This window comes from Pedobacter miscanthi (assembly GCF_003315595.1).
Lineage (GTDB): Bacteria > Bacteroidota > Bacteroidia > Sphingobacteriales > Sphingobacteriaceae > Pedobacter > Pedobacter miscanthi.
Genome location: NZ_QNQU01000007.1, coordinates 157,397 through 173,360, shown reverse-complemented (window position 1 = coordinate 173,360; position 15,964 = coordinate 157,397). Strand labels below are relative to the sequence as shown.

Annotated in this window: 15 protein-coding genes and 1 pseudogene; 12 read left to right on the top strand and 4 right to left on the bottom strand. The window is 40.0% G+C overall.

Going from position 1 to position 15,964, the window contains the following annotated elements:
* The first annotated feature begins 17 nt into the window (after positions 1-17).
* The 4 genes from DRW42_RS10010 to DRW42_RS09995 all read left to right on the top strand — a co-directional run bounded on the left by DRW42_RS10010 (position 18) and on the right by DRW42_RS09995 (position 5,953).
* A complete protein-coding gene (locus DRW42_RS10010) occupies positions 18-1,511 on the top strand; it encodes a RagB/SusD family nutrient uptake outer membrane protein (protein WP_113948682.1) in 1,494 nt (497 codons plus the stop codon).
* A 9-nt stretch (positions 1,512-1,520) separates the two neighbouring features.
* Positions 1,521-2,717 (top strand): TlpA disulfide reductase family protein, encoded by a 1,197-nt coding sequence (locus tag DRW42_RS10005; protein ID WP_244215237.1) that lies wholly within the window; start codon positions 1,521-1,523, stop codon positions 2,715-2,717.
* Positions 2,718-2,739: 22 nt separating this feature from the next.
* The gene (locus tag DRW42_RS10000; RefSeq protein WP_158544315.1) at positions 2,740-3,930 is read left to right on the top strand and encodes a TlpA disulfide reductase family protein; all 1,191 of its coding nucleotides are present in this window, start codon (positions 2,740-2,742) and stop codon (positions 3,928-3,930) included.
* 745 nt (positions 3,931-4,675) lie between these two features.
* A complete protein-coding gene (locus tag DRW42_RS09995) occupies positions 4,676-5,953 on the top strand; it encodes a tyrosine-type recombinase/integrase (protein ID WP_158544314.1) in 1,278 nt (425 codons plus the stop codon).
* A 249-nt stretch (positions 5,954-6,202) separates the two neighbouring features.
* Here DRW42_RS09995 and DRW42_RS09990 read toward each other — a convergent pair whose 3' ends face one another.
* Positions 6,203-6,670 carry an Lrp/AsnC family transcriptional regulator gene (locus DRW42_RS09990; protein WP_113948679.1) on the bottom strand — a complete coding sequence of 156 codons (468 nt, stop codon included), beginning with the start codon at positions 6,668-6,670 and terminating at the stop codon, positions 6,203-6,205.
* Positions 6,671-6,984: 314 nt separating this feature from the next.
* Between DRW42_RS09990 and serC the strand changes: the two genes are divergently transcribed.
* Positions 6,985-8,097, top strand: coding sequence for a 3-phosphoserine/phosphohydroxythreonine transaminase (gene serC, locus DRW42_RS09985; protein ID WP_113948744.1), 1,113 nt, complete (start codon positions 6,985-6,987; stop codon positions 8,095-8,097).
* A 6-nt stretch (positions 8,098-8,103) separates the two neighbouring features.
* Positions 8,104-9,276 carry a DUF1015 family protein gene (locus DRW42_RS09980; RefSeq protein WP_113948678.1) on the top strand — a complete coding sequence of 391 codons (1,173 nt, stop codon included), beginning with the start codon at positions 8,104-8,106 and terminating at the stop codon, positions 9,274-9,276.
* Between the two features lie 196 nt (positions 9,277-9,472).
* Here DRW42_RS09980 and DRW42_RS09975 read toward each other — a convergent pair.
* Positions 9,473-9,586 (bottom strand): annotated as a pseudogene (locus tag DRW42_RS09975) (transposase); the annotation flags it as partial.
* A gap of 350 nt (positions 9,587-9,936) precedes the next feature.
* Between DRW42_RS09975 and DRW42_RS09970 the strand changes: the two are divergent.
* Entirely contained in the window at positions 9,937-10,413 is a 477-nt protein-coding gene (locus DRW42_RS09970; RefSeq protein WP_113948677.1) for a DoxX family protein, read from the top strand.
* Between the two features lie 302 nt (positions 10,414-10,715).
* Here DRW42_RS09970 and DRW42_RS09965 read toward each other — a convergent pair whose 3' ends face one another.
* Together DRW42_RS09965 and DRW42_RS09960 are read right to left on the bottom strand one after the other, a co-directional pair.
* Entirely contained in the window at positions 10,716-11,186 is a 471-nt protein-coding gene (locus tag DRW42_RS09965; RefSeq protein WP_158544313.1) for a thioredoxin family protein, read from the bottom strand.
* A gap of 96 nt (positions 11,187-11,282) precedes the next feature.
* Positions 11,283-11,999, bottom strand: a complete 717-nt coding sequence (locus DRW42_RS09960) for a peroxiredoxin-like family protein (protein WP_244215236.1) — start codon at positions 11,997-11,999, stop codon at positions 11,283-11,285.
* Positions 12,000-12,156: 157 nt separating this feature from the next.
* Here DRW42_RS09960 and DRW42_RS09955 point away from each other — a divergent pair, with 157 nt between their 5' ends.
* From DRW42_RS09955 to DRW42_RS09935, 5 genes are all read left to right on the top strand, one after another.
* Positions 12,157-13,449 carry a spondin domain-containing protein gene (locus DRW42_RS09955; RefSeq protein WP_208643536.1) on the top strand — a complete coding sequence of 431 codons (1,293 nt, stop codon included), beginning with the start codon at positions 12,157-12,159 and terminating at the stop codon, positions 13,447-13,449.
* Between the two features lie 33 nt (positions 13,450-13,482).
* Complete coding sequence (locus DRW42_RS09950; RefSeq protein WP_113948673.1) at positions 13,483-13,776, top strand: putative quinol monooxygenase; 294 nt, start codon at positions 13,483-13,485, stop codon at positions 13,774-13,776.
* 69 nt (positions 13,777-13,845) lie between these two features.
* Positions 13,846-14,439 (top strand): sigma-70 family RNA polymerase sigma factor, encoded by a 594-nt coding sequence (locus DRW42_RS09945; RefSeq protein ID WP_113948672.1) that lies wholly within the window; start codon positions 13,846-13,848, stop codon positions 14,437-14,439.
* A 10-nt stretch (positions 14,440-14,449) separates the two neighbouring features.
* On the top strand, positions 14,450-14,731 hold the full coding sequence (locus DRW42_RS09940; RefSeq protein WP_113948671.1) for a hypothetical protein: 282 nt from the start codon (positions 14,450-14,452) through the stop codon (positions 14,729-14,731).
* A gap of 102 nt (positions 14,732-14,833) precedes the next feature.
* A complete protein-coding gene (locus tag DRW42_RS09935) occupies positions 14,834-15,622 on the top strand; it encodes an SDR family NAD(P)-dependent oxidoreductase (protein WP_113948670.1) in 789 nt (262 codons plus the stop codon).
* Positions 15,623-15,964 lie beyond the last annotated feature (342 nt).

The window sequence follows — 15,964 nt, the reverse complement described above, 5'->3', positions numbered from 1 at the left end:
AACTAAAGCATAATACAATGAAAAGAACAATATTTAATGTCGGATACATAGGGGCATTGTTGGTGATCATTACCTTATCTGCCTGCAAAAAGCAGTTGGATAGCCTTACGCCACATAATGTAAACTTCGAAAATCAGCAGTTTGGATCGCCCAATGGTTATACTAAAGCAACCATTGGCAATTATACCTCCCTTTACAGTACTTACGAAACCCCCTGGTTCAACATCAGCGAATACAGGGGCAACAATGTAAAGGTTATTGATGTAACTTCTACCAGCAGTGCCATCGATTTGCAGAATACAGATGCCTTTAAATACAATAATTCCGAATCCAAAGATTTTGGTTTGTCGGATGCATTCTGGTTTGCCTCGTACAAAGCACTTTTGGGTGTAAATGTGGTACTAAAGAATGTGCAGGCCAACGAAACCAACAATGTGATACTGCAGGCTAAGGCCGAGAATCTGTTTTTAAGGGCCTTTATCAACTTTAATCTGCTTCGTGTTTACGGGCGTCCGTATTACCAGAGTCCGGCCACCAACCTTGGCATTCCGATTATTACCTCACCGCTCGATCTCGGTGCAACACCCCCTGCACGGGCAACAGTACAGGCTTCTTACGATCAGGTAATTGCCGATTTAAATCAATCAATCCTTACCTTTAAATCAAAAGGGGTAAACAGTTTTGCCTCTAAATATGCTGCTTTTGCATTGCTTTCGAGGGTTTACCTGTACATGAGCGGCACTTTCAATCAGCCCAATGCCAATTATGCAAGGTTATCGGCCCAGGCTGCCGATTCTGTAATTGTAAACGGAGGATACCGTTTATTGCAGGGCAGTGCTTATTCCAATTATTACAGCGCAAGCAATCAGTTAAATACCGAAACCATTTGGGCCATTAACCATGAGGCCAATACCACAACGTTACCCATCTTACTGATGCAGCCCCAGGGAACTTATGTAAACCTTTATACCACCGGGCAGATTAAACCATCACCCGATCTGTTGGGCAAACTGGCCACAAACGACCTGCGGAAGGGGTTTTACTTCACCGATCTTTACCCTGGCAACACTACCGATGTATTAAGTACCGCTAAATACAGTTACCGGTTTTTTAACGGAGTTAATGGTGTATACTATTCTTATGCCCCCTTTAATCATTTAAGGTTGGCAGAAGTTTACCTCAACAGGGCAGAGGCAAGGTTAAAAAGCGGGGATGCAGATGGTGCCCTTGCCGATTTAAATGTGATCCATACCCGTGCCGGATTAACACCATTGGTTGGTTTATCAGGTCAAACGTTATTTGATGCTATTTTACTGGAAAGACGGCTTGAACTGGCATTCGAGGGACATAATAGTTACGATTATTTTAGAAACGGCCTGCCGATGGTTCGGACTTACAGTTCATTTAATTCGCCTCCGATAACAGTTAACGCGACCGATGCAAAAGTAGTAATGCGGATTTCGCAACTTGTTCTAACAGAAAACCCAAACATTATCCAAAACCAACAATAACCTACCAGTATGAAAAAGTTTATTTTATTTATGGGCGCAATAGCTGCCGTATTAAGCGTGCAGGCGCAGCAAACATTTACCCTGAAAGGCCGGATAAACGGCAGGGAAAGCGGAATATTAAAATTAAGGTATACGCAGCCCGATGGCCGGTTTATACAGGATAGTACAACGGTAACTGCGGGTAAATTTGAATTTAAGGGTACAATCACCGAGCCGGTGATGGCTTATATTTCGGGCGATGTGAAAAAACCATCAATGGATGATCCTAACTTTGGAACTTTATTTTTAGCACCGGGAGATTTAAAATTGGTGCTTACTGAAGGACAATTTAAAACATTAAAACTAAGCGGTTCAAAACCTCATGATGAATATACACTGCTGGAGCAAAAGAAAGCACCTATAGCAGAAGAAATCAAGCCCATTTTAACACAGCTCCAAAAAGCCAGCGAAGCCTATGTACAGGCGAAAAAAGAAAACCGCCCCGATGCCGAACAGGATTTGCTAAGGGAGAAAGCTGCCGAAATCAGGGATCAGCTCGAACCCTTTAATGCGAAACGCGACAAGATCGATCTTGATTTTATCAGTCGCAATCCCGATTCTTATTATGCTGCCTACATGCTCAGTTACAAAATATCGGGTTTAAAACTGGCCGAAGCCCAGAAATATTATAAAGCTTTTTCGCCTTCGGTTAAGGCCAGCAGTTATGGTAAAAAGATGTTAAAAGAGGTGCAGAACCTTCAGTCGGGGTCACCCGGCAGTGCTGCAATGATTTTTGCCAAAAAAGACATTAACGGGCAGGACTTAAACCTGGCTGATTTTAAAGGTAAAAAGTACGTACTGATTGATTTTTGGGCAAGCTGGTGTGTACCCTGCCGCAAAGGTAACCCGCATTTACTTTCGCTTTACAGCAAATATAAAGATAAGGGGTTGGAGATTGTGGGAGTTGCTGATGATGATAGCGCACTGGCAGCATGGAAAAGGGCTGTTGAACAGGATAAGATCGGAGTATGGAAACACGTACTCCGTGGATTAAAACGTACACCAACAGGTTTCGACAGGTCGGAGGATATAAGTGAGGGTTATGGTATTCATTCGCTTCCAACCAAAATACTGATTGATAAAAACGGGATGATCGTTGGCCGTTTCGGTGGCGGTGGCGATAGTGATGAAGAAATGGACAAAAAATTAGCCAGCATTTTTAAATAAGCACTTTACGAAAATGAATACGATGTTTAAAAAAATAAGTGTATCACTGTTACTAAGTGTTTCAGGATTATGGGTTTCTGCACAAAATCAGGCACCTGCCGGATATGTATTAAATGGTATCATCAAAGGCATAAAAAATGGAAAAATTTATCTTTCCAGCTATAATGAGGAAGACAGGACCTCTGCCAATATCGATAGTGCCGTTATTACAAACGGAACCTTTGTATTTAAGGGTAAGCTCAAAAGCGCTGAAATGCTGGGGCTGAATATTAAACCCGGCAACTGGTCTGCCAATCTGTTTATGGAGAACAGTAATATCAATATTAGTATCGATACAACAGGAGCTGAACATTACGATTATACCAGGTACGGACAGGGAAAAGGAGCCTATTTAAAAAAAGTAACCATTAAAGGATCTAAAAGCCAGGATCAGTTTAACGCAATCGAAAATGATCCTTCGCTTGCAGCACTCAAAGCGAAAAGAGTGGTTATAAGTAAACAATATACTGCTGAAAAAAGTGCCGAAAAGAAGGAGGAGTTAAAAGCGGTCAGTGCTAAAATATCCGAAGAATATAGCGCTGTTCAGTTTAAGCTGATCCGGCAGTTTATAACCCAGAATCCGTCGGCAGTATCAGCAGTGTATGCATTTAGTAATTACTACAGGTTTAATTCATCCATGCCCGTTACCGAATTGAATACGGTGTTGAATGAGTTTAAAGGAGATGCTAAAGCAAGCAGGTATTATTTGGCACTTGCAAAACAACTAAAAGACAGGGAAGCGCTTTTACCCGGTAATTTAGCCTCTGATTTTACTTTGGTGAAAAGGGATAGCAGTAAACTATCGCTTTCAAGCCTGCGCGGAAAATATGTAATGATCGATTTTTGGGCCAGCTGGTGCAAACCCTGCCGCGAAGCCATTCCGCACTGGAAACAGGTTTATGAAAAATACCACGGCAAAGGTTTTGAAATCCTAAGTGTATCTGACGATAGTAAATGGAACGACTGGATCAAGGCAATGGATGTGGAGCAGATGCCATGGTTGCAGGTAATCGATGAATTTCCGAAAAAGATGATGCCTGCAAGGGTAGGAAGTTTATATCAGGTACATTATATTCCGTTTTACGTCCTGTTGGATAAAGAAGGAAAAATTTTGGTGTACAGTGACGACGAAAAAAAGATCGATGAAAAATTAGCTGCTTTAATAGGGAGTTGATAATCTGTACTGGTCTCTGAACTGGTCTTAGCTACTCGCTAAGACCTTTTTTTTATTTGAATTTTTCGTCCCAGATGCACGGAAAACACAGGAATAACCGTTTTCTTTGCTTACAGTATCAATTTCTACCTCACCGGTTTCAATTTCCAGGTGTACAGATCGGTTTTCTTCATGACTAATGTTAATTGTTTCATGTATAGTATCAGTTGCTCAGGAACCAGTATGCAATGTTTTACGTCTAGTATCGATTGTTTTATTTCCAGTGTCGATTGTTTGGCTTCCAATGTCTATTGTTTTACTTCCAGTATCGATTGTTTGTCTAACAGCACGCAATGTTTAATGTTTAGTGTCAATTGGTCAGTGTAAAGTACGCTTCGTTTGCTTGCAACTGTCAATTGGTCATGAAATAGTTGCTGAGGTTTGCTAAGGTTGAAGAAAATAAAAAAACCTTACCATGTTAAACTGGTAAGGTTAGTTTCGTGCTCCCGACGAGATTCGAACTCATATCGATGGTACCGGAATTTTGGGTCTTTAATGTGGAAAAGATTGCATAAATTTATAATAATAGGCCTTAAAGCTATCTAAAAGCCAATTTTCTTTCTTGAACTTGAAAAATTAAATTTTGTGTTTTTTCAGTTTAACAGGCTTTTTTGTTGAATTAAACAGCCGTGTTTTACAAATAATTTACACTTTTTTTTATTACATTATTATGGCGACATTAAGTGCAGTAGTGCTAAAACATCAGATGAAAAAAGATGGAACTTTCAATGTGAAAATTCGTCTTACCCATAAAAGACAGACCCGTTATCTTGATACTAAGCAATTTGTAATCAAAAAACAATTGGATCGAAATTACAACATAAAAGACATGTTTGCTGCGAAGCCAATCTACGATACAATATTTAAATATCGTGAATCTTTAACAAATTTAAATGATAGGGTAGATTATTATACTTGTGAACAATTGTTAAAATATATTCAGGCAGATGGAGAGAAAGTCGAGTTCATCTCTTTTGGCCGAAAACATATTGAAAAGTTAAATACTGAGGGGCGTAAAGGAACCGTAACAAATTTCAGGAGCGCGGTAAATCACCTAATCGATTATTTTGAACGGGAAGAAGTTTTTATCGATGAGATCACCTCGAAGATGTTGAAGGATTACGAGGTTTACCTAAGAAAGCCCCGAATCTTGAACAGAGTCCATCGTAATGGCACAAAATTTCAAATCAAAACCGCTGGCCTTTCCGATGCAGGAATAGCAGGTGCGATGCGCGATCTTCGAGGGCTTTTCAATGTAGCGAGAGATACCTTTAATGATGAAGATTTGGGGATAATTAGGATTTCACATTACCCTTTTAAAAAATATAAAATTAAACCTGCCCCCGAAACTAGAAAAAGGAATATCGATATTGAAACGATAAAGAAAATTAGAGATTACAAGCCAAGAATTGAAGATGGTATTGAATCAATTACAAGGGACTTGTTCATGCTTTCCTTTTATGCATGTGGCACAAACGCCGTTGATATTTTTCATTTTAGAAAAGAGAATATGTATAATGGAAGGCTCGAATACAATAGAATGAAGACTAAGGCCAAAAGAAGGGACAGGGCTTTCATAAGTATTAGAATAACCGATGAAATGAAGCCTATTCTTGAAAAATATATTGGAAAACTCCATGAACGATTTTCCTCTGCCACAGGAATGAATTCAGCGCTCAGTCAAGGATTTAATAAAATTTGTCAGGAACTTGAAATCCCAAGGATATCGTTCTATTGGGGAAGACATAGCTTTGCCACAATAGCTAGAAATAAATGTAGAAAAAGTAAGGATGATGTTGCACTTGCATTAAATCATGTAGACGAGACAAGAAAGACTACGGATATTTATATAGAAAAGGATTGGGGTATTTTGGACGAAGTTCAAAATGCCGTTATTAGTTTATTGAGGGATAAACCGAACTTAGGGTATAGGCCATTATCGTCAGATCTGGTCTGGGGATTGAATCTTCCGACTTGCCGGTAGATAAAATTAGTGCTAGCCGAGATAGCTGGAGAATTTGGCAACAATATCCACTCGATTCCGCTCCAAAATGGCCGCCCGGCTCATTTTAAGCTTTTCATAAACCTGACTGAACTCATTGTTTTTTTGCATTGCGATACCACCAAGACCAGATGGGAAAAAACGGGATGTGGTGTCTGGAATGATACTCAATGCACATTTTATCGAAATACATGATAGGCCTCATGTCCTTGTATTGGTGGGCACGTCAGTTTACAGTGGATAGGCGGTTTCATGCTTGGATTCGGAAAGTACCAGGAAACTTTGGATCGATCCCACGTATTCAAGACTGCCGATCTTCTCACGCAGGAATTCATTGTAGGAGGCCATGTCGGGTAGGGCGATTTTGATCATAAAATCCACATGGCCAGTGAGGTGGTAACATTCCATCACTTCAGGGTGTTTGGCCATTTCACTGCTGAAGGCGCGGATGTTTTCCTCAGAATGTTCTTTTAGCTGTACATGGGGGAAGGCGATGAAGAGAGAACGGATCTTGTGGATATCTACCAACGTGACTGTTTTCTTGATGTAACCAGTTTCTTTGAGCAGTTTAATACGTTCTACAACATTGGTCATGCTTTTGTTGATCTTTCCCGCGATTTCTTTATAGGTTAGCGATCCGTCTTTCTGCAAAAGGTTCAGGATTTTGCTATCGGTGGGGTTTAAAAGACGGCTTGCCATGCTATTATGCTTAGTGTATAATTCTGTACTTTGTCAGGTTGTTTTTTGCCTAAAAATAGTCAAATTTTATTGGCTTACGGTAGGATATCGGCGTTTTTTCTGTTTTTTTAATAGTGTATATTCTACGTTAAGTTGCATGTTTGGCCAGGCGCTGAAAAAATAAAATTCGGCCGTATTTGCACTGGAAAGGTGTGAACAGAATTTTTAGGAGGTGGAGCACGGTCAAAAAAGTAATTTTTGCCGTTTTATTTTTTAAATTACCAGTAAAGCGCTGCAATACTGAATTTTATGGAAGTAAAAATGATCTTAGTTTTATGATTTCGAAAAAGCATAATTTTGGCGCTGGCCCCTGTATCCTTCCTTCCACCGTCATGGAGCAGGCAGCGCAAGCGGTTCTGGACTGGAACAGCAACGGGCTTTCCATTTTGGAGGTCTCACACCGCTCGGTGGAATTTGAATCGGTTATCACTAAAACGCAGTTGCTGGTCAGGGAGCTGCTGAATGTACCCGATAGTTATTCGGTGCTTTTCCTGCAGGGCGGGGCAAGTACGCAGTTTTCAATGGTTCCGTTGAATTTTCTTAAAAAAGGCCGTAAAGCATGTTACCTTGATACTGGTTATTTCGCAAAGAAGGCCATCAAAGAGGCCAGGCTGTTCGGTGATGTTGAAATTGTGGCCTCTTCCAGGGATAAAGCTTACTGTTATATCCCGGATAACTATGAACTCTCGCACGGTACGGCTTATCTCCATTTGACCTCCAACAATACGATCGAGGGAACGGAAATGTTCGCTTTTCCCAAGGTGGCAGTACCCGTGGTCTGCGATATGTCCTCGGATATTTTTTCCAGGGAAATCAATGTACGCGACTTTGACCTGATTTATGCCGGTGCCCAGAAAAATATGGGGCCTGCGGGTCTGACGCTGGTAATTGCCAAAAATTCATTTCTGGATTCGGTCAACTGCGAGTTGCCCTCGATGTCCGATTACCGGATATATCGGGATAACAACAGCATGTTCAACACTCCACCAGTATTTTCGATATATGTTTCTATGCTGAACCTGATCTGGCTGAAAGAAATGGGCGGGGTAAAGGAAATCGAAAAACTCAATATCAGCAAGGCCAGGCTGCTTTATGGCGAAATAGACCGCAACAGCCTTTTTGATGGTCTGGCCAACCTTGCCCACAGGTCAAGGATGAATGTAACCTTCAGGGCAAAGGATGAAAGAACCGGTGCTGCTTTCTTCGAGCTTGCCTCTGAGAGGGGAATGGTAGGGATAAGGGGCTATCGCACGGTCGGAGGTTTCAGGGTTTCCCTGTACAATGCCCTGCCGCTTGAAAGCGTGGAAGCTTTGGTAGTGCTGATGAGGGAATTTGAACAGATGGTAGCATGTGCTAATACGGTTTCCCACCTGGAAAGCGTTCGATAATTAATTATGGCGATTGTTAGGGGATTTAAAGCATTTCATCCGGAAGTGGATTGGTATAACGGTCTGCTGCAGGAGTCAGGGCAGGGGCTCGGTGCTCTCAAAGGTAAACTCGAGGGAAGGGGACAAAAGGGGATCGGTACGGGGAGTATTGGTACTGTAGGAAAGCAACTGGCAGACCTTTTCAAATCCGGACATCTTAGATCAGATGAACAGCAAGCGGTATATATCTATGGGCAGCAAACTGTACTGGGTGAACAATATGGTATCTGGCTGTTGACCGCGGTACAGGATTTTATAAGTGGGAAAATCATCCGCCACGAGGAAACAATAAGTGACAGGGAGGAAAGATTACTTAATTATCGCAGGCATGTTGGCCTCGAGGGATCACCTGTCCTTTTGACTTATAGGCCGGATGAGGATATTAATAGACTGATTGCTGAGTCGGTAACTGATGCGCCTTTTCTGTCTGTTATATCAGAGGGGGGCCATCACAGAATCTGGAAGGTTTCCGACCCTGCGGCAGTCAAGAGACTGACGGGGTTTTTCGCAAAGATCCAAAAGGTATATATCGGGGATGGGCATCACCGTCTGGCTGCTGCAGCTAAGATGGAGAATGCTGCCGACGAATATGTGATGGCTTTATATACTGCAACCGATCAGGTCAGGATTTCTTCATTCAACCGCTTGGTATCCCTGAAAGATAACGGAGGGGGAGGAAGTTTGCTTGTTGGCTTAAAAAAGCTTTTTTCGGTTTCTTTGGTAGTTGGGAATACGCCATATCATCCTGACCGGACCCGGTGCTTTGGAATGAGGTTGGGTAAACTTTGGTATAGGCTGGAACTGAAAGAAGAGCAAGAAAAATTTTCTCAGCTACCGGATGTTTCCATCCTGCAGGACCGGGTGCTCCTGCCTTTAATGGGTATTAACGATCCCAAAAACGATGCTGCACTAACGAGCTATCCGGCCAATGCATTTGGGGAACTTCTTAAGTTTGCAGAATCAAGGCCGGATTCAGTGATTTTTACCATCTATCCGATGGGTGTGGATCAGCTCCTTGAGATATCGGATAGGGGGCTGATCCTGCCGCCCAAATCAAGTTTTATCCTTCCCAAAGTTCCTTATGGTTTATTATTTAATGCAAGGGAATCTAAGGATGAACTGAATGGTGAAGTTTTTTGATCTTTGAACAAGTGACCATGGATTTTTATTTTGGATTACGCGATCTGTTTTCCCTTACCTTTTTGTGCCTGGTGGTCTATCTTTTGTTTTTTAACAGGCCAGGGAAGAGTTTTTAGAATTTGGAGGCTCATTTATTCAGATTTGCTTTCATGGTTTAGGTGTGTCGGTGAAAGAGGTTCTTCTCTACTTTTAGTGGTTAAGTCGGTTTGAGTACCAATCTTTTTCTTAGTAGTTCGAAACTTGCTCTACCATACATTTGCCGCTTGATGGCCTTTAATTTATTTACATTGCCTTCTATAGGGCCATTGCTCGAAGGCAAATGAGCGCTTTAGGAAACGTACTATATCCTCCCGGATATCTTATATGAGGTAACTCATTCCCTAACGTTCTTCATATAGAGACCATCGTGGTCTTGCATCACTTTTTAATATATTTGAAATAGTTTTCGATCATGCCCCGATCCATGTATGATTTACGAACCAGATTATCTACTGACATATATTTTCTCGCCGTTTCTCTGTGCAAACCCAGTTGGATGATACCTCGAAAAATAAGCAGAAATTTTGTAAGGATTTTAATTTTTTACGACTAATAAATTAAAAATCGTCTTATCAAACGATGTAATATTTGTTAACCTTTTAGATATTGATTTTTAATAATATGAAATCCCGCATTTTTTCTTTAAAATCTAAAGACTACAAATTAGTTAGTCCGCTATTTCTTCGCTTAATCATTGGCTCTGGCTTTCTTATTCATGGCTGGGCTAAACTGCATAGCGGATCTCCCGCAGGTTTTGAAAAACTATTGATTTTATTGGGGATACCACTTGCTCATTTGATGGCTTGGATCACCCCCATTGTAGAGATGCTTGGGGGACTGGCAATCTTACTTGGTTTTCTCTCCGGCATGACTGCAATACCTTTAATTTTAACAATGCTCGTGGCACTTTTTTCTGTCCATATTAAAAATGGATTTAGTTCAATAAATACCATAGGACTTGATAGTAATGGACCTGTATTCGGGCAACCTGGTTATGAGATTAATTTGTTGTATATTGCAGGGTTACTGTCATTAATGTTTACCGGTTCAGGTATTTTTTCTTTAGATAAATTTATAGTGGCTAAAAGAAGTAAGTAAATCCCCATGTTATTTGAAATATCAAGCACCTGAGGGATTTCATAGTAAAACTGATTTTTATTCCCGATGATCTAGGCATGCCCTAAGCTGCGTTTTCGTCATGATATTCGTCTCCGTCTTTCGAAGAGGGTAACAGAAAGAATTAACGCTACTATCTCTCCTACAAAAAAAAATACAATTTTTGAATATGCTATTGATCAGGCTTTTTTTTGCATATTGGGGGAGGCTGAAACTTCCAAATAAATGACAGTGAAGATTATCAGAATTCATAATCTTCACTGTCATTAGGGTGTTCTGATTGCTTATTTAATTTTCGGATCTTGTCCGAATTTTAATAAATCAGTAGCTGTAATAAAACCTACATGTCCCGATATTACCCTTCCCTCCGGATCAACTATAAGAAGGGTAGGATAAGCTTCAATTTCCCATTTTTCGGATAACTTTGCACCATCTCCTTTTTCCATGTCTAATGATAGGTTCACAAAATTTTTATTGAAATATTCAGCTATCTTTCGGTCCCTGAACGTTGTTGTTTTCAAAAGTTTGCAGGGCCCGCACCACACAGCGTAGGCATCCACAAAAATATATTTATGCTCTTTTTTTGCCTTTTCAACAGCGCTTGTCCAGGAATTTTCAATAAAATTGACCTGGGTTTCCAGATTTGCCCTTTCATCGTTTCCTATTGCATTGGCAATTTCTGGCTTATTAAAAATGCCTAGAAATACGATTATGGATAATAAAGCGACAATATAGATTATCTTTTTTCTCATCATTCTTAGTTTCGTTATCCAGATATGGACACACATTGCTATCAATTAATTATGTTTTTTTGTCGGATTCTCTTGAATCAGTAAATCCTGTTTAATAAATTATATATCTTCACGTAGGGCCATTGCGGCTGCCTTCATCAAAGAACTGCTTAACCGTTCGGTAATGTTTGGATTGATGTATTCGAAAAGGATTTTTCCTTTTTTACTCAGGATGAAAACTGATGGAACCGGAAGAAGTTTATCTACATTTTTCCCACCTGAAGTTGTTGGAAGGAACTTATCGTAACCTTTAGGGGATTTAAATGCAATTCCGAATTTTTTAGAGGCGCTTAAATCTGCATCCGATAAGAGAGTATATGAAAGCTTTCCTTTATCCTTGGATGCGTTTAAATTATCGGGACTGTCTGTACTGATAGCTATTAGCTGATAGCCCATCGCAGTTAGATCCTTTTCTATTTCCTGCAGTCCTGCAAGCTGCTTAGAACAGTATGGACACCAGCCACCCCGGTAGAATACGAGTATAGTCTGTTTTGACGCTAATGATTTATTTACATCAAAATTCTCTCCTGTCGAGGAGAGAAGGTTTAATATCGGTATAGATTCCCCTGCAAGTAGTGGACTGATATCTTCAGGTTTTAACGGCACTCCTGAAACTACCTTTATGGTGTCACCATTAATTGGTCTGCTTTGCATCAGAACCAAACTATGCTGACTAATTGGGATCGCTTTTGATCGGGCACTAATAGATAGTAGGCTCAGCATTAATACTGATAATAAGGTTTTAGAAAGGCTACTGATTAACTGGTTTTTATTCATGGTTTATTTTTTATGGTGTTAGTCGGAGATATCCTGCAATCCTTACAGAGAAAAACATAACATTTCCAATAAATTTTTAGTCTGGAAATTTATTTTATTTTTTTGTAAGGAATTGAAATGTGATTCGACAAAGGGATAAAAAATTATTATGAATAACATGAAATTTACAACCTTTTCAGCTCTTGCGGTGTTAGCATCAACCTTTATCGCGTGTAAAAAAGATAATTCCGGAATGCTGGATACTCCTGCAGCTAAAACGACCATCACGGTAGAAAATGTCCTGAATTCTAAGCCCCTTGTGGAATCCGGTGTTTTTCAAGGTTCGGGAACGCCACTAATTTTACCTGGACAATCGACTACAATTCAGTTCTCGGCAGCAAAAGGTGAGGCGATTTCATTCGCGGCGATGTATGGCGCTTCGAACGATTTGTTCTTTGCCCCGGATAATCCCGGTATCCAGGTTTACTCGGGTGATGGAACGCCAATTGAAGGAGATGTATCCTCGCAGGTGAAATTATGGGACAACGGTACCCGTGTAAATCAAAAACCTGGTGCTTCAGTTTCGCACCCTGGTGTTGCAGAAACTAGGAATGTAACAGAAGTTACAGGAACCGATGCCCAGGGTAATACTTATCTTGCAGCTTCTAAATTGGTGAAGGCCTCGCTAAAATATAATGGTAATTCCGTATTTACATTAACGCTTGAAAACACGTCAGGTGGAACAGCAAATGAGACACCACTGAGTCCTGGTGTCTGGTCGGTATCTTACATTGTTGGTAACAGTCTGTTAAGTCCGGCACCATTGTTTGCTAAAGACAAACCTACAGCAAACGGTCTGACTTCTATTGCTGAAGCAGGTGATAATGGACCATTATATACTTACGTGAAAGGTCTCACCGGTATTTTTACTCCACTTTCACCGGTACTTGTGGTAGTTTATAATGGAATTGACAACCCGCTTTATAAAGTCGGTGAAAATGACCGTAATCAGGGATTGAAAGATCTGGCTCAAAAAGGTGATGCCAATGTGTTAGCTGGATATTTAAGAAGTAAATTGGGTGTAAAGGCAGTCTATGTTCTTGCAGCCTCTGGAACGACGGTACTGCTTCCAATAATAAACGGTCAGACTGGAAGCAAAGTTTCTCAGGAATTAACCATTGCTAAAGGAGACCGTGTTGCGGTAGCGACAATGTATGGATTCTCAAATGATTGGTTTTTTGCCACCGGTGCAGATGGGATTGATCCGTTTAACAAGGGGGATGCATCAAACAGTATTGCACTTTATAATAATGGAACTGCCATTGATCAATTTCCTGGTGCTGGTATAACACAGTTTAACCTTACCGGAACTCCATTGGCTGAAAGCAAACCGATTACAGCTGTACCTAATCCAAATACTTTTACGACTTTGCCTGATATTCAGAACTTTGTCAAAGTAACAATACAATAAATCAGGATTTAATATTCTATACATTTGACTTATATGGTAAAATCAGGATTAATGGTCAGGCTTGAAGCTAAGCCTGGAAAAGAACAACAAGTCGCAGACCTCATTAAAACTACATTGCCACATGCGCAAGCCGGGAGTCGGACTGTTGACTGGTATACGTTGCAATTTGGCCCATCAACTTTTGGAATTTTTGACACATTCAAAAATGAGAAAGGAAGAAATAGCCATCTTGGCGGACAGATCGCAGAAGCATTAATGGATAAAGTACCGGAACTTTTGGCCGCGGACCCGATTATTGAAAAAGTAGATATTCTAACTGCTAAATAAACTCTTAGAGATCGATGCAGTACATGACTGATAGTGTACTGCATCTTCTTTTCATACGACAACTTACAGATGAAAAACATAGAAAACCAAACTATTGACATTAGGTCAATTGAACCTCATTACTGGGTTGCAAGATATGCCGATTATCTATTTACCTATGCAGTTTCAAGACTTAATGATGAAGATTTAGCAAAAGACCTTGTGCAAGAAACCTTTTTGGCTGCTCTGGAGCGTTTAGATAAATTTGAGGGGAACAGTTCAGAAAAAACATGGCTTACAGCGATCCTTAAATATAAGGTCATCGATGTGTACCGAAAAAAATCACGGGGTCATGAAAAAGAAATCAAGGTATTAAAAGACGACGGGAGAGATGATGATTTTTTTTATCCTGAAGAGGGAAATTGGAAGGTGGAACATTGGCCGCTGGAAATGGGTATTGAAGAGCCCGATGCACTCATTAGTGGTGAATTTACCGAAATTTTGCAAAAATGCATGAAAAAACTTCCCGAATTATGGCTGGCGATATTTACAATGAAACATATGGACGAAGAGGATACCTCAGTCATATGTAGGGAACTAAAAGTCACTTCTTCTAATTTTTGGGTAATTATTCACCGGACCAAGGTCAACCTGCGTTCATGCCTTCAAAAAAATTGGATATAACCTTAAGAAAATGAAAGAAACAGAGATTAGAAAAATAGCTTATAACTGTCGCAAAGCGACATTTTTAATAGAAAAACAGCAACTTACATCCATAACTATTAGGGAAAAGCTAGAGCTGAAAATACATTTAGCTGGTTGTTCGATTTGCCGAACATTCATGCAGCAGAGCATTGCTATTAACAAAATGGTATATAACTTATTCCATTCCCCAGCAGTGACGGACCTTAAACTTGATGACCGCTTTAAGGAGGAACTACAAGGAATTATTGATGAAAAATTAAATAAGAGTTAAAGTAATTTGGGGAATTTCTACATTTTTTATTAGTAATATAATGTCAACTTATCTTGATAATTACTGCCAAAATAAGTTGAGGTCAATTTTAAACACAATCGTATGGATTTTGAATCAAAGAAAATTTTAATTACTGGTGGATCAAGCGGCATTGGTAGAGAAATGGTTAAGTTGCTATATCAGAAAGGTGCGCGGGATATTGCTATCGTGGGTCGGAGTATGGAGAAAATTGATGGATTTCTGGAAGAACTGCCGGACGCCCGCCTTCACTTTTTGAAAGGAGATGTATCCAACCTCACGGATATCAAAAACATCTATATAGCAGTAAAAGAGATTTGGGGTAGCCTTGATATATTGATCAATAATGCTGGCGTGGTAAGTGCAGGTCCACTTGAGGAAATAAGCGATGAAGACATTATTGCACAACAAAATATCAATATAACTGGCGTTATACTTTTAACCAAATATCTACTTTCGCTGTTGAAATTGACCGATGACGCGGCGCTTATATTTGTTTCATCGGGGCTTGGTTTAATCGGCATGCCATTCTATGCTCCCTATGCCGCCTCCAAAGCGGCAGTAAGGCAATTTGCAGAGTCCCTGAGAAGGGAATTAAAAGCATTTTCGATTCACGTCATGACCGTTTATCCTGTGGCAACTGATACCCCAATGATGCAGACTGCGTCTACAAAAAGCATGGATAGTCCTGAATCTGTAGCGGTGGCCGCAATCCAGGGATTAATTGATGGGGAGATTGATGTAAAGATGGGAGGGGAGGAAATACTTCAAAATCAACAGTTGAATTATGAAAATCCCTTACTATTTGATGAAAAGGTGGAAACAATGTTTGAAGCAATGCAGGTACGCGCTTCAGGTCATAGGTCTATGTAGTTTTTTTAAATTTTGCCCTATCTCACTACAGTCCGATCACTATGGTTTTTCAGACAATGGTTTTAAAGAATTTTCACGATATTTTTTTTATATTAACCTTAGCGCAAGTCTTTTGAAGAACTTAAATTATTAAATAAAACAGACCTGTTTGTTTTATATTTTATTTAGATTTGTGATGATATGAAAATGTCAGGATTAAAGTCTTTAATTGTATTCCAGTTTAAAATTGATTGGCCTTCCTGGATTTCTGAACATTAAAATAAAAAAGAACGAACTAACCAATTTATGATACATCAATTTAATAACAGGCAGACCAGTGCTGAATTCAGTTTGATTTATGAC

Excerpts from the sequence above, each read along its gene's own strand:
- DRW42_RS09960 (WP_244215236.1), bottom strand. The coding sequence starts at position 11,999 with ATGAATAAAAACCAGTTAATCAGTAGCCTTTCTAAAACCTTATTATCA.
- DRW42_RS09965 (WP_158544313.1), bottom strand. The coding sequence starts at position 11,186 with ATGATGAGAAAAAAGATAATCTATATTGTCGCTTTATTATCCATAATC.
- DRW42_RS09995 (WP_158544314.1), top strand. The coding sequence starts at position 4,676 with ATGAAAAAAGATGGAACTTTCAATGTGAAAATTCGTCTTACCCATAAA.
- DRW42_RS09970 (WP_113948677.1), top strand. The coding sequence starts at position 9,937 with ATGAAATCCCGCATTTTTTCTTTAAAATCTAAAGACTACAAATTAGTT.
- DRW42_RS10000 (WP_158544315.1), top strand. The coding sequence starts at position 2,740 with ATGTTTAAAAAAATAAGTGTATCACTGTTACTAAGTGTTTCAGGATTA.
- DRW42_RS09950 (WP_113948673.1), top strand. The coding sequence starts at position 13,483 with ATGGTAAAATCAGGATTAATGGTCAGGCTTGAAGCTAAGCCTGGAAAA.
- DRW42_RS09935 (WP_113948670.1), top strand. The coding sequence starts at position 14,834 with ATGGATTTTGAATCAAAGAAAATTTTAATTACTGGTGGATCAAGCGGC.
- serC (WP_113948744.1), top strand. The coding sequence starts at position 6,985 with ATGATTTCGAAAAAGCATAATTTTGGCGCTGGCCCCTGTATCCTTCCT.
- DRW42_RS09945 (WP_113948672.1), top strand. The coding sequence starts at position 13,846 with ATGAAAAACATAGAAAACCAAACTATTGACATTAGGTCAATTGAACCT.
- DRW42_RS09940 (WP_113948671.1), top strand. The coding sequence starts at position 14,450 with ATGAAAGAAACAGAGATTAGAAAAATAGCTTATAACTGTCGCAAAGCG.
- DRW42_RS10010 (WP_113948682.1), top strand. The coding sequence starts at position 18 with ATGAAAAGAACAATATTTAATGTCGGATACATAGGGGCATTGTTGGTG.
- DRW42_RS09990 (WP_113948679.1), bottom strand. The coding sequence starts at position 6,670 with ATGGCAAGCCGTCTTTTAAACCCCACCGATAGCAAAATCCTGAACCTT.
- DRW42_RS09955 (WP_208643536.1), top strand. The coding sequence starts at position 12,157 with ATGAAATTTACAACCTTTTCAGCTCTTGCGGTGTTAGCATCAACCTTT.
- DRW42_RS09980 (WP_113948678.1), top strand. The coding sequence starts at position 8,104 with ATGGCGATTGTTAGGGGATTTAAAGCATTTCATCCGGAAGTGGATTGG.
- DRW42_RS10005 (WP_244215237.1), top strand. The coding sequence starts at position 1,521 with ATGAAAAAGTTTATTTTATTTATGGGCGCAATAGCTGCCGTATTAAGC.